At 47.5% G+C, this 13,874-nt stretch carries 14 protein-coding genes; 3 read left to right on the top strand and 11 right to left on the bottom strand.

Annotation, left to right across the window (positions count from 1 at the left end):
* The first annotated feature begins 12 nt into the window (after nt 1-12).
* Together JT717_RS18960 and JT717_RS18955 are read left to right on the top strand one after the other, a co-directional pair.
* Entirely contained in the window at nt 13-903 is an 891-nt protein-coding gene (locus JT717_RS18960) for a CPBP family intramembrane glutamic endopeptidase (protein WP_205512469.1), read from the top strand.
* 59 nt (nt 904-962) lie between these two features.
* Nucleotides 963-1,514: a hypothetical protein gene (locus tag JT717_RS18955; protein WP_205512468.1), complete on the top strand. Its 552-nt coding sequence runs from the start codon at nt 963-965 to the stop codon at nt 1,512-1,514.
* A 170-nt stretch (nt 1,515-1,684) separates the two neighbouring features.
* On the opposite strand, the gene JT717_RS18950 is transcribed toward JT717_RS18955, so the two are convergent.
* The gene (locus tag JT717_RS18950) at nt 1,685-2,344 is read right to left on the bottom strand and encodes a hypothetical protein (protein WP_205512466.1); all 660 of its coding nucleotides are present in this window, start codon (nt 2,342-2,344) and stop codon (nt 1,685-1,687) included.
* Between the two features lie 244 nt (nt 2,345-2,588).
* Nucleotides 2,589-3,044, bottom strand: coding sequence for an FKBP-type peptidyl-prolyl cis-trans isomerase (locus tag JT717_RS18945; protein WP_205512464.1), 456 nt, complete (start codon nt 3,042-3,044; stop codon nt 2,589-2,591).
* A 289-nt stretch (nt 3,045-3,333) separates the two neighbouring features.
* Here JT717_RS18945 and fmt point away from each other — a divergent pair, with 289 nt between their 5' ends.
* Nucleotides 3,334-4,320: a methionyl-tRNA formyltransferase gene (gene fmt / locus JT717_RS18940; protein WP_240348253.1), complete on the top strand. Its 987-nt coding sequence runs from the start codon at nt 3,334-3,336 to the stop codon at nt 4,318-4,320.
* A gap of 174 nt (nt 4,321-4,494) precedes the next feature.
* Here the strand turns inward: fmt and JT717_RS18935 are convergent, their stop codons facing one another.
* From JT717_RS18935 to JT717_RS18895, 9 genes are all read right to left on the bottom strand, one after another.
* Nucleotides 4,495-5,562, bottom strand: coding sequence for a lytic transglycosylase (locus JT717_RS18935; RefSeq protein ID WP_205512463.1), 1,068 nt, complete (start codon nt 5,560-5,562; stop codon nt 4,495-4,497).
* Between the two features lie 67 nt (nt 5,563-5,629).
* Entirely contained in the window at nt 5,630-7,063 is a 1,434-nt protein-coding gene (locus JT717_RS28860; RefSeq protein WP_205512461.1) for a methyltransferase RsmF C-terminal domain-like protein, read from the bottom strand.
* 125 nt (nt 7,064-7,188) lie between these two features.
* Entirely contained in the window at nt 7,189-7,797 is a 609-nt protein-coding gene (locus JT717_RS18925; protein WP_205512459.1) for a toxin-antitoxin system YwqK family antitoxin, read from the bottom strand.
* 203 nt (nt 7,798-8,000) lie between these two features.
* The gene (locus JT717_RS18920) at nt 8,001-9,428 is read right to left on the bottom strand and encodes an NAD(P)(+) transhydrogenase (Re/Si-specific) subunit beta (protein WP_205512457.1); all 1,428 of its coding nucleotides are present in this window, start codon (nt 9,426-9,428) and stop codon (nt 8,001-8,003) included.
* A gap of 10 nt (nt 9,429-9,438) precedes the next feature.
* Nucleotides 9,439-9,759 carry an NAD(P) transhydrogenase subunit alpha part 2 gene (locus JT717_RS18915; protein ID WP_205512455.1) on the bottom strand — a complete coding sequence of 107 codons (321 nt, stop codon included), beginning with the start codon at nt 9,757-9,759 and terminating at the stop codon, nt 9,439-9,441.
* Nucleotides 9,760-9,778: 19 nt separating this feature from the next.
* A complete protein-coding gene (locus JT717_RS18910) occupies nt 9,779-10,888 on the bottom strand; it encodes a Re/Si-specific NAD(P)(+) transhydrogenase subunit alpha (RefSeq protein WP_205512453.1) in 1,110 nt (369 codons plus the stop codon).
* A gap of 185 nt (nt 10,889-11,073) precedes the next feature.
* On the bottom strand, nt 11,074-11,889 hold the full coding sequence (locus JT717_RS18905; protein ID WP_240348251.1) for an O-methyltransferase: 816 nt from the start codon (nt 11,887-11,889) through the stop codon (nt 11,074-11,076).
* A complete protein-coding gene (locus JT717_RS18900; protein ID WP_205512451.1) occupies nt 11,873-12,385 on the bottom strand; it encodes a dihydrofolate reductase in 513 nt (170 codons plus the stop codon). The genes JT717_RS18905 and JT717_RS18900 overlap by 17 nt, the downstream gene beginning before the upstream one ends.
* Nucleotides 12,386-12,438: 53 nt before the next feature.
* A complete protein-coding gene (locus JT717_RS18895; protein ID WP_205512449.1) occupies nt 12,439-13,257 on the bottom strand; it encodes a thymidylate synthase in 819 nt (272 codons plus the stop codon).
* Nucleotides 13,258-13,874: the final 617 nt, after the last annotated feature.

Genomic DNA, 13,874 nt, shown 5'->3' with positions numbered 1-13,874 from the left:
ACTTATGAGCCTATGGCTAGCGGCAGTTTGGCCCCCGCAATAAAACAAGGCTGGATACGCGCCCTCCTGCTCCTGTTCGTGTTTCTGCTTTGCTCAATACTTGCAGGAGTGCTGGCCGGGTTTATTGTCATAGTGCCCGCCGCCACTGATCAGCCTAAAACGCCAGTGAACGAGCTCAAGGGGCAATTGGTGATCCTTTCACTTATTATCACCGCCGCACTTTCCATTACACTAACGGTGATCTTCCGGCGCTATATCGACCGCAAACCGGTGAACAGCCTCGGTTTCTCCTGGTTGGGGTACAAAGGCGATGCCCTGACCGGTTTCAGCCTCGGCATTGTTTTAACCGGCAGCGCCACCCTGCTGCTGGCCGCCACGGATAAGCTGGCGTGGACGGCAGCACATGTTCATGGCAGCGACCTTTTTATGGGACTTATCTTAATGGCATTGATCGCCCTTACGGAAGAAATGGTATTCCGCGGTTATATCCTCAATAACCTGATGGAATCGATGAACAAGTGGGCTGCCTTGTTCATATCCGCGGCATTATTTATGCTGGCGCATACAGGCAATCCGGGTATCACTTCCATAGCAACTGTTAATTTGTTATTAGCCGGTGCGCTGCTGGGCATCAACTTCATCTATACCCGCAATCTCTGGTTTGCGATCTGCTTTCATTTCAGCTGGAACTTTTTTCAGGGCCCGGTACTGGGCTATGAAGTCAGCGGGCTGCCCTTACAGGGTATATTACAACCAGCCTTACATGGACCCTGGTGGTTAACGGGCGGCGCCTTTGGCCTGGAAGGTTCATTCATTGCCACCGTGCTGTTTGCGCTTACGTTGTTGCTGTTCTATACTGTGTATGAAAAAGCATATGTAAATACCGTTAGCACCAGCGCATAACATATTTGTAAAATCGGATAAATCTTTCTACCTTATTCCAAACTAAAGCTGGCCCATTTATGAAAAAATTACTTCTTGGCGCCTTTGTCGGCGGCATTCTTTTGTTCATATGGCAATTTCTTTCCTGGATGGTGCTGAACCTGCATTACAACGCCTACCAGTATACTCCCAAACAGGATGCGATCATGAGCACATTGAGCACGCAGATCGATAAAGAAGGGCAGTACATGATGCCTTCTTTACCACCCGATGCTTCTATGGAAGAACATGAAAAATTAATGAAGACCATGGAAGGCAAGCCCTGGGCAATGGTGACCTATCACCAGTCGTTCAACATGTCGATGGGCGCTAACATGATCCGGGGGCTGATCGTAGATATGTTGATCGTAGCTTTTTTCTGCGCCATCATCAGCCGCATGAATGCGCTGAACTTTACCGCCATTTTTATTTCTGCCCTGTTCGTCGGCATGATCGTTTTCTTCAATATTCCTTATACGAATCATATCTGGTACAAGGGCTTCGACCTGATGGCCTATTTCATAGATTGTATTGTTGGGTGGGCCCTGGTGGGCATATGGCTGGGCTGGCTCTATGGAAGGAAGAAAGCCTGATTTCTGATTTCTGATTTTGAGATTTAGAGATTTTGCGATTTGCCCAGGTTTGAACTTTCCGCCAAATCTCTAAATCCCGAAATCTCAAAATCCCGAAATCTCTAAATCCCGAAATCCCAAAATCTCTAAATCCCGAAATCTCAAGATCGCTAAATCTTTGAATTCTCAAATTACTTAGCCGGCTTTTTAGCTACCGGTTTCTTTTTCACCGTTGGTTTTGCCGCTTGCTGGGCTGCCTGTGCTGCTTCGAGGGCAGCCACTTCGTCAACATAGATGGTCTTACTTTCAGGGATTTCCAGGGTACCGAAAATAGAAGGCATAATGTATACGATGTTCTGCAGCGAGTTATGGCTTACATCAATGAATTTCCAGGTTTGTCCATTATCGGTTGACTCACCAACCAGGTAGGTGGTGGTCTTTACCTTTCCCCGGGATTCATCCCACCAGTCACGTGATTTCTCAATTACACATTGCCAGGTCTCAATGTCGTTCATCATAGACACCAACCGCAGTGTTTGCGGCTTTTCTTCGGTTTTAGGTTCATTACGGTAATGGGCAATGACAGCGCTTTCTTTATAGCCCTCTTTTCCGCCATAATATTTAATGGCGCTGGCCATACTTAAATTAAGGTATGTGTTCCAGTCGGTGTAAAAATCGGCCTTTACCAAACTATCGGCAAAGCGTATCGCATTTTGAGCGGCAATAACGGAATCAGAAGGTGGTAATGGCTGGTCTGGTGCAGCAGCGGCTGCTTGGTCCTGGGCATGAACGATACCGGATAAACAGATAAATAGTGCACACGCAACGAGGCGTTTCGTGGTTTGTATCATAGGGTATAAATTATCGCGGCAAAATAGAAAAAAAAGCCGGGCATGTCAAGATAGGAAAACTACGAAGGATAGTTGTAAAGATGCACTTCGGCAACAGGTATATCGTGAGGTTACAGGCTTGCGAGGCAAGATGTACGAGGCAAGAGGTATGAAGAACAAAGTGAGGCAGGGGCACAAAAAATAAATAGGAAGTAAGAAACTTAAGTTCTTCTTACTTCCTACTGCTTATTTCTTACTTCTGTATTTACGGCATAATGATGCGGGAAGGCGGTGCTCCGATCTCAACCAGTTCAATATCGAATACCAGGTCTTCGCCGGCTAAGGGATGGTTAGCATCCAGCATTACATTCTCCTGACCGATCTCAGTGACCACAACAGGAATTACATGTCCTTCTGAATTGGTCATATTCAAACGCATGCCTACTTCCAACTCCATATCCTGGGGAAATTCGCTGACAGGGAAGGCAACGATCATATCTGGATTTTTAGGACCGTATGCTTCTTCTACAGGGATTTGAATCGTTTTTTTATCACCCACATGCATTCCCATTACCCCATTGTCGAAACCGGCAATCACCATACCGCTTCCAACCTCAAACTGCAGGGGTTCGCGGCCGGCAGATGTGTCGAAGGTGGTGCCATCGGTTAAACGGCCATGATAATGAACTTTTACAGTATCGCCGCTTTTTACTTGTTGCATACAAACATTTTTGTGTTAAGAATTTATCAGGAAACCAACTGTCTGAACCACATCGCAGCATGCTTTTGACCTTTCAAATGAACAGAAGCGAGCAGATAAAAAAGCCCAATTCCCTATGCTGCAAAGTAACAGGATTAATTTCGGGCAGCCAATAAAAGTTTTTTAATGACATTTGCAAATGAATTGGCCATTGCCAATTGTCAAATGCCAGGAGCGGCTGAACATCGAGCTTGCCTGTTGCCCGTTGCCTATTGATTTTAAACCTTGTACCTGAACCTTAAAATAAGAAATGGCAGAAAACAAAGCATACACAAATAATAGTCCCAGAATTATCTTTATGGGCACGCCTGAATTTGCCGTTGCCTCCCTGGATGCATTGGTACAGGCCGGTTGTAATATCATAACGGTCATCACTGCGCCCGATAAACCGGCAGGCAGGGGCATGAAATTAACGGAAAGCGCCGTCAAGAAATATGCGGTAGAAAAACAGTTACCTGTTCTGCAACCGGTGAAATTAAAAGATCCTGATTTCCTGGAAACACTCAAAAGTTTACAGGCCGACCTGCAGATCGTGGTTGCTTTTCGCATGTTGCCCGAGGTGGTATGGAATATGCCGCCCATGGGAACCATCAACCTGCATGGTTCTTTACTGCCCCAATACCGCGGGGCAGCACCCATTAACTGGGCCGTGATCAATGGAGAAAAAGAGACCGGCGTTACTACTTTTAAACTGCAACATGAAATTGATACCGGCGACATCCTGATGCAGGCCAGCTTTCCCATCGCCGATGATGAGACCGCCGGTGAAGTGCATGACCGCATGAAAGAGATCGGCGCACAATTATTGGTAAAAACCGTTGAGGGTTTGGCAAAAGGGACCCTGGTTGGAACACCACAAAAAGATTGTAACCCGTTACCCCTGACCGGCGAACAAGCGGCAACCCATGGTGTAACCATTAAACATGCGCCCAAGATCTTCACGGAAACCTGTAAGATCAACTGGAACCAACCGGTTGCAGCCATTTATAATCTCATCCGGGGCTTATCCCCTTACCCGGCAGCTTTTACCTACCTGAACGATAAGACGCTCAAAATTTATAAGGCCAAGAAGGAACTGCATAGTTCCCCCAAAACAGCAGGCAGTGTCGAGACCGATCAAAAGACTTTTTTAAGATTCGCCGGCGCCGACGGCTACATCTATGTTACCGAATTGCAGCTCGAGGGAAAGAAGAAGATGACGGTGGAAGAGTTTCTCAGGGGATACAGGGCTAATTAGCTGATTTGCTGATTAGCTGATGTGCTGATGTGCTGATTGGCTGATGTGCTGATTAGCTGATGTGCTGATGTGCTGATAAAATACAACTGTATTCATTAGCACATCAGCATATTGGCTAATTATCCCATTTTTTCAACTAGCCACAATAGCATCAAGTAATAAGAACACAAGAAATTAATAAGTTACATCCACATAGAACTTACCCATCTCAGCGCCCAGCTCGGCAGCCGCTGCATCGCTCAGGCGAACGGTAAGTCCAACACTTTCGCGCATTTCGGGTAATTGCCCCAGCACTTTCGCGTAAATTGATTTATTGGTAGAATTGTAAGAGATCTTTACTATAGTGCCCACCGGTACATTGTTCATGAGCGCATAATACTTTCCATCTTTCCAGCCGCTGGTGCTTCTGAAGATGCCCGCATTACCGGCCGTTGATTTACCAGCGCCGCTGTACATCGATCTGAAATATCCGCCTTTCGCCCCGGTGTAGCTGGCCTCAGTGGCCGGTGTAACCGGCACCGATGTTTTTGACGTTTTTTCTTCGCTCGGTGGCGGAGCGCCTATCTCTTTTTTGGCATCCTCTTTCTTCATTTCCTCTTTCTTCAGCTCTTCTTTTTTAGCCTCGACCGCTTTGGGCTCTTCCTGTTTTGTTTCTACCGCTTTGGGTTCGGCTGGTTTCCCGCCCTGGGCTACGGTTTCAGTGGCTGGTTTGGTACCGGTGGCAGCAGGAGGCGTTGTAGGGATCACTATTTTCTTCAGCCCGGTGGCAGCCAGTGGTGACTGCGCCGTCTTAACCTTCAGATATCCTACCACCAGTTTCATACCGGCCTGCAGGTGATCGTTGGTCACGCTGTTCCATTTTTCCAGGGTTTCCACCGGGATCTTGTTATGGTTCTGGCTGATACGGTACATCCATTCTTTCTCCTGTACGATATGGTAAACGGGAACAAATACTTCATCGGCGCCCTTCTTTCCATCCTGTGTAAAATTGTGAGCCGACAGCGGCACTTTCAGTTGCTGCCCGATGCTCAGTTTATCCATTGTAACACCACTCAGGGTAGCAATTTCCTTAGGGGATATATTGTAAATACGTCCTATCCCATACCAGGTTTCTTTGGCTTGAACCGTATGCAGCAGGTAAAGATCAGGAGAGCTTCCCTGTACAGTCATATCAGATTGTGACCATACAGATTGTGTGAGTATAAGAAACGCGAATATTAATAATCCTTTAATCTTCAACATAGGCTATGCATTTCATATTCGTTTGCAAAGATGCACCATATTTTTTAATTAGCGCCAACGGGGATAATTATACATCGCCCGCATCCGCCCTTTTTAGAATGCGCCACTCCTGCGGATAGTAATTATTGATCCTGTTCGCCAGCACCTTTATCCATCCTACATTGTAGTGCTCATATTGCACAAGGGTCCAGCCCTTATGTAATGCAGACACACTGATCTCCTCCCGCCGCAAATACTGGATGGCCTGGTCCTTTTTTAACGTTACTGCAACAATTGAGGGACTGATAATAGTGCTCAAGGCCAGGGCGTGATCAGGCAACAGGTCATTCCCGGCAATTTTACCTAAAGCGATACCGGCGCGGCGTACATATATATGCTCTACAACCGTGAGCAGGTCCTTTTCGAGCTGTTGCGGAAAAGCCAGCAGCTCTTCTTTCTGCTTCCATAACTGCATGGGTGAACCGGGCTGCAGCCAGGGTTGTATAATGGCCAATTCATTCCTGGATGCCTTTTGCAACAAAGATTTCTTAGGTGGTTTTGCACTATGGCTGCCACTTTCCTGCTTGCGGAAACAACTGATGAAAAAGCCTTCGCCCTTTGTATTATAGGGGAAAAAGCGATAACCGCAGGCCTGGTGTTTGTCGGATCTCGTTTCCACAATGCCCCAGGAAGCATTTGTTTGCAAAGGCAAACTGTCAACGGTAAACGTATCCATGAGCCAGTCGGCTATATCTTCATCTTCTTCCTTCGAATAAGAACAGGTAGAATAGATCAGCACGCCACCTTCTTTCAACGCTGGCAGCGCCGAAGCAAGAATGCGCTGCTGCCGCTGATAACAAAGCGCTACATTTTGTTCGCTCCACTCCCCGATCGCTTCAGGCTCACGCCGGAACAAACCCGATCCCGAGCAGGGCGCATCGATAACGATCACATCGAAGAAATTGGGAAGCCGCTCAAAGGCCGACGGGTCTGCATTGGTAACGATCACATTGGCCCCGCCCCACTTGATACAATTCTCCTCCAGTATGGCTGCCCGTGATTTGATCACTTCATTGCTCACCAGTAAACTACCGGCGCTGATCAGGGATTGCAGCAGGGTCGATTTACCGCCAGGCGCCGCACAAAGATCCAGCACGCGCAAAGGCTGCTGGAGATCCGTTGTTTGAAGCATTGCCTGCTCCAGGAACATACTGGATGCCTCCTGCACGTAATAAGCACCCGCATGAATGAGGGGATCGAAGATAAATGCCGGCCTTTCGGGCAGGTAATAGCCGGATGACGACCAGGGGATCTTTGTTGCAGACGCGAGGTTGAGGGACTGCTGAGGTACGGGCGGAAGGCCAATATTTTTTGACCATTCACCATTCACCATTGACCATTTGCCTGGATTTACCCGGATCGAAGTGACCTGCTCTCCGCTTTCATGCACCTGAATAAATGCTTCTTTATGGAAGCCTGCTACGCCGGTTAAAGAATCAAGAAGTTGTTGAGGAACTTGCACCCGGCAAAACTATGAAATAATGCGCTAATGGGTTCCTGGCGGCCTCCATGGCCCTAAAATGCAAATACCGTCTTCCCGGATGAGCGGGATGAGACGGCATTACAGGTAAGTATGAGTAAGTTTCGTTATTTAACGACCTTGTCGGCCTTGAATTTCCGGGAAGTGATCAGGTTACCGCGTACGTCATAAAACTTGAAGGTGCCTTCCCGCTTATCGTTCACATAGGTTCCGGTCTCTTTCACCGTGCCATTCGGGTTATATTCTGTTAAGAGACCATTCCTTTTACCGTTTTTGTAGTGAATGATCACCTTCTTTCCCCCGTTTTGAAAATAGGAGCAGTAGCGGTCAACGGCGCCACTGGTATCGCGGTGCTCCTGCTCTTTGGGATTTCCATTGGGATAATAAGTAGTGGTAGTGCCTACCAGCTTATTGAAGTTAACAATGGTATCCGTTTTTATCAAGCGGCCGGTTTTGGTATCATATGATTTCGCAAACTGGAATTTGCCTTTTTCCTTGAAATGGATCTCCGTTTTCAGTTGGCCGAACAGGAAAGATTTTTCAATACCCTCGGTATGATCATCGTTCAGGTACTGGTACTCATAGGTGAGATTACTTTTAGGCTTTGACACGGCAGAATCATCTACTTTGGTAAATTCACCACCACCTTGCGCTTTACCGATCTGGCAGGTAATTAAAAGAACAATGGGTACGAGATAAGCTCTTTTTGTGATCATAATGTACGATTAACTATTAATTACCACTAATACAGTGGAAAATATATGTGCTTATGACGATTGTAAATGATTCTTTTACAATCCCTTGAACAATTGAAACGCCGGCATTGGCAAAAATCGCCCGGCCGTGCAGCCCTTATAACGGCCTGGCGGGTGCGTTTAGTGTCCCCCGCAGAGGGAGCCTTTACTATTTGAGGGATGAATTATAGATTTTTGATCTCGCCGATGAGGTCCTGCAATACTTTTTTGGCGTCGCCGAACAACATCGACGTTTTTGGCTGAAAGAAAAGATCGTTCTCAATACCAGCATAACCCGGTTTCATACTGCGTTTGTTCACGATCACGTTTTTCGACAGTTCTACATCGAGGATGGGCATGCCGTAAATAGGAGAAGCCGGATCCGTTTTGGCAGCAGGATTCACCACATCGTTAGCCCCCAGCACCAGCACTACATCGGTCGTAGAGAACTCGTCGTTGGCCTGTTCCATCTCGAGCAGCTTATCATAGCTGACATCAGCTTCCGCCAGCAATACGTTCATATGGCCCGGCATACGGCCTGCTACGGGGTGAATGGCATACTTCACTTCAACGCCTTTGCTTTCGAGTAATTTTTCCAGCTCATGACAGGCATGCTGGGCTTGCGCTACCGCCAGTCCATAACCCGGCACGATGAACACTTTATTGGCATAGCTCATCACCACAGCGGTATCGCTCAGCGTGATCTCCTTATAAGCACCCTGGTCTTTTTTACCGGCGGCAGCAGCACTGCTGCCACCAAAAGAACCGATCAGTACATTCTTCAGCGACCGGTTCATGGCCTTACACATGAGAATAGTGAGCAGGGTACCGGCGGCGCCCACCAGGATGCCACCCGTTAACATCACCTTGTTGTTGTATAAGAAACCGCCACAGGCGGCGGCAACACCGGTAAAAGAATTCAATAAGGAAATAACCACCGGCATGTCGGCCCCGCCAATGGGCATTACGAACAATACGCCATAGACAAGCGCCAGCCCAACGGTTGTATAAAAAAGGATGAGCGCAAGCCCTACATTGTATTGATAGGTAAACACAGCGGCGGCCAGTACGAGTAATAAAACGAGCAGGTTTACAATATGCTGACCGCGGAAAGAGAAATCCTTTATTTTTCCGCTCAGCTTTCCCCAGGCGATCATACTACCGGCGAAGGACACGCTACCAATAATGGCGCCGGCAATAATGGTGAGGTACATGCCGGCAGGCACAAAATCGGCCAGCCAGGCGCTATCAATGGTCTTGTAAGATTTATATAAGTGATCGAACTCAACGGCCGAGATCAGCGCGGCACAGGCCCCTCCCATTCCATTGAACATACTTACCATCTCGGGCATGGCCGTCATTTTAACCTTTTTGGCGGCCAGAGTGCCAATAACACCACCGACGAGAATTCCACCGAAGATCCAGGCATAGTTACCCAGCTTTTTGCCGTCTTCTTCATACAAAAAGATCGTTCCCACGATAGCGATGGCCATACCGGCGGCCGCCAGCAGGTTCCCGTTGCGGGCAGTGGCCGGGTTCGATAACATCTTCAATCCTATAATGAACGTAACTGAACCTACGAGATAACACAGGGTTAGTATACTTAATTCCATAATTGTTGCTTTACTTAGAACTTTTCTTTTTTCCCTTGAACATTTCCAGCATACGGTCGGTAACGACAAATCCGCCCACCACATTCAGGGTACCCAGCACCACTGCCAGGAAACCGAGAATGAGCGCCACGTAATTATCGTGCTCCGCCTTGCCCATAACAATGATCGCCCCGATGATCACCACGCCATGGATGGCATTGGCGCCACTCATCAGCGGGGTATGCAACACACTGGGCACATGCCCGATCACTTCAATACCAACGAAGATCATCAGTATAACAATGTAGATCATCTGCTGATTATCTGCTATCCAGGTAAGAATCGCTTCCATATAATAAGTTTGTAAATTGTTATTGGCCTTTCATCCTTTCATGTACGATCTCTCCATTGAACGTGATACAACACCCCTTTACCAGGTCGTCGTTCCAGTTCAGGTTAAGTTTGCCTTCCTTATCAATGATGAGCTGTAAGAAGTTCAGCAGGTTCTTGCCATACAATTTACTGGCGTCGGAAGGCATGGTAGCTGCGAGGTTGCTATTGCCTACAATGTGCACACCATTGTACAGCACGGTTTCATTATTTTTTGTAAGCGGTGTATTGCCACCGGTGGCAGCGGCAAGATCAATAACCACCGACCCTTTACGCATTCTTTGCAACATCGCTTCAGTGATCAGCACAGGGGCTTTTTTGCCGGGGATCTGTGCGGTGGTGATCACAATGTCGGCTTTCGCAATACTTTCTGCAATGCGCTGCTGCTGGCGTTGCTGGTAATCGGCCGATTGTTCAACCGCATAACCGCCCGCTTTGGATGCATCGGCAGCCCCTTCCACCTCAACGAATTTGGCGCCCAAACTCATCACTTCTTCTTTTACCGCGGGGCGGGTGTCAAACACTTCTACCACGGCGCCCAGGCGGCGTGCGGTGGCAATTGCCTGCAATCCGGCCACACCGGCGCCCAGGATCAGCACTTTTGCCGGCGCAATACTGCCCGCAGCAGTCATGAACATGGGGAAATAGCGGCCATAGGTATTGGCAGCCAGCAATACGGCTTTATAACCGGCAATATTGGCCTGTGAGCTCAGCACATCCATGCTTTGCGCCCGCGTTGTGCGGGGCAGCATATCGAGGCTGAAGGTGGTTATGCCCTGTTTGGCCCATTGCTGCATTATGGAAACATTGAACAAAGGCTGATATACGCCGATGATGATCTTCGATGACAGGGCAGCCGCTTCCGGAAAAGGATGAATGGCTGCCAGGATGTCGGATGACTGAATAACTTCTGTCCTGCTTTTAACAGCTGCACCGGCATTAAGGTACTCTTCGTCGTTATGAAAGGCTTTTTCGCCTGCGCCTGATTCAACTACGACAGTAATGCCTTTTTTGGTAAGGGCCATGATGGCTTCAGGCAGGAATGATACGCGGCTTTCTTCGGATGGTTCTCTTAAAACTCCAATCGTCATAATCAGGTAGTAGTTATATGGTTCAAGGTAAGAAAAATTTGAGTTATGTAAATGGCTACGTCAGAATTGCCATTTTATTGTGGGGCATTTGAAATATTGAACAGGCGGCCTGTATGGCTACACTATATAGGCAGCGGCTATTTTGCAACATGCTACTGTCCGGAATAACTTACATTAAATCATCGTTAAAACCGGATGGTAAAATGTTGTTTCACCTTGAACTGGTCGCTAAAGAACACCAGTCCAACAAAGAACAGATCGATGGAAAGCCGCACGGCGGAATTTTCCCTGATCGCCTGCCAGGCCTTTTCCATATCGGCGCTCCAGTGAATATCATCAAAGATCACAATGCTGCCGGCATGCAGGGAAGGCAATAACTGGTCAAAATACCGCAGGGTGGGTTCATAGCGGTGATTGCCGTCAATAAAGGCCAGGTCGAGCCGGGGCAACTTGGAAAGAATACGCGGCAATGTATCGTCGAAATTACCTGTTACCTGCTCAATGGAAGATAATTGGAGGGATTGAAAATTCTTTTTTGCCTGGGCTGCGATGGCGCTGCTTCCTTCGGCGGTGATGATGCGCGCCTTTGGATTGGCCAGGGCCATGTAAGCTGTGGAAATGCCCATGGAGGTGCCGAGCTCCAGGATCGTTGATGGCTGATAATAATTTACAATGCGGAACAGCAGCTGCGCCCATTTTTTCGATTTGGCGGCATGCCGGGTTATGGCAGCAACAGTCCGCTGATTGGTTTTTGTGATGGCAGAACCGGCGCCAAAATCCTCCACGTGCAACAGCGTTTCATCCTGCAACAATTTTCTGCGCAACGCTTCCACCTGGTTATAAGCGTAGAAATTCCGCTTATCGATGAGCACCCGCCGCACAAATTCATAAACAAAAGGCGAATGAATGCCATGCCCTTTTCCATTCGAAGCGCTCAGGTAATAATCTGCATATTTTTTCAGGAGTTGCCAGGTGGAAAACATATCAAATGTCATTTTCATTCACTGCTTTTCGCTGCCAAACCTGAAAGCTATAGGCGTAGGCATGTTTTTCATCGGCAGTAAAATCGAGTTGGGAAAGCAGTTCCCAGTCGGCTGTATTTAGTTCCGGAAAGTAAGTATCGCCTTCTACACTGGCATGTACACGGGTAAGATACACGCGCTGGGTAATGGGCAGTGTTTGCCGGTAAATTTCTCCGCCACCGATGATAAATGCTTCTTTGGCATCGGTTGCGGCGGCTGCTGCCTTGGCTTCTTCAATATCATGAACGACAATTACGCCTTCGGGTTGCCATTGCTGCTGGCGGGTAATGATAATATTGGTTCTGCCCGCCAATGGTTTGCCCAGGGATTCATATGTTTTTCGGCCCATGATCACCGGCATACCCCAGGTAGTGTTCTTAAAAAATTTCATATCGTTTGGCAGGGTCCACAACAACTGGTTATTTTTCCCGATCGCATTGTTGTCAGCGGCTGCCACCACCTGAGATAAAAGCATAGCTATTTAAATATGAATTGAGCAATAATACTTCCCGACTGTTTATCCGCCTTCTACACCGCCACCGGCGCTTTAATGGCCGGATGGCTTTGATAATTCTGCAGGGTAAAATCTTCGTATTTGAAATCGAAGATGTTCTTTACCGCCGGATTAAGTTGCATGGTGGGCAACGGGTAGGGCGTACGGCTTAATTGCAGGTTCACCTGCTCCATATGATTGCTGTAGATATGAACATCCCCAAAGGTATGAATGAATTCACCGGGCTCCAGGTCACATACCTGGGCGATCATCATGGTCAATAATGCGTAGGAAGCAATATTGAAGGGAACGCCTAAAAATACGTCTGCCGACCGCTGGTATAACTGGCAGGACAAACGGGCGCGGCCTGTACCATCGGGGGCCGGACTTACATAAAACTGAAACAATACATGACAGGGCATGAGCGCCATAGCTGGCAGGTCGGCCACATTCCAGGCGCTTACGATCAAACGGCGGCTATCGGGATTGGTCCTGATCTGCCTGATCACATCGCTGATCTGGTCAATGGTTTCTGCCCCCGCGCCTGCTGACCAGCTGCGCCATTGTTTGCCATACACGGGTCCTAACTCGCCCTGTTCATTGGCCCATTCGTCCCAGATGCTAACCCCGTTATCTTTCAGGTATTTGATATTGGTTTCCCCTTTCAGGAACCACAATAACTCGTGAATAATGCTTTTTAAATGCAGTTTTTTGGTGGTTACCAGCGGAAATCCCTGTTGCAGATCAAAACGCAGCTGGTAGCCAAAACAACTGGTGGTACCGGTTCCGGTGCGGTCAGATTTATAAACGCCGTTCTCTTTTATATGCTTTAAAAGTGCCAGATACTGCTCCATGAGCGCAAGGTACGAAAAGGGTGAATGTGCTAATTTGCTAATATGCAAATTGGCTTATTCGCGGTAAAATATGGGGACAAGTTGTGAATCTGGTAAAAGGCCGCGAAGTCCTTGGGTATACGGTCGGAAATAAGTAAGGGGTCCTGGAGATCTCAGCTCAATTGGCCTGGTCTTACAACTTAAAACAGTCATTTTTTAATTTGAAACACCCTGTTTGCAATTGCAAACCATGCCGTACAAATTTGAAACACCCCTTTTGCAATTGCAAACCATGCCGTACAAATTTGAAATACCCCTTTTGCAATTGCAAACGATACCGTACAAATTTGAAACACCCCGTTTGCAATTGCAAACCATACCGTACAAATTTGAAACACCCCGTTTGCAATTGCAAACGATGCGGTTAAAATTTAAAACATACCATTTAAAATTTGAAAAAAGCCTGTACATATTTGGGAAAGGGTCTATTCAATAAACTGTGTCAGTGGGGTTTACGGTTGATTAATCCTGTCTTCAAAGATAATAGCTAATTGTGCATAAAGTTGTTTCCATCCATGTATGGGACCGATCCATCCAACAGATTGATCTTTAAAAGCAAGATATAGGAGTTTCATTAA

The organism is Longitalea arenae (assembly GCF_016924755.1).
Taxonomy (GTDB): Bacteria; Bacteroidota; Bacteroidia; order Chitinophagales; family Chitinophagaceae; genus Niastella; species Niastella arenae.
The sequence above is the reverse complement of the archived record's forward strand: the minus strand, read 5'-3'. Positions and strand labels throughout refer to the sequence as shown.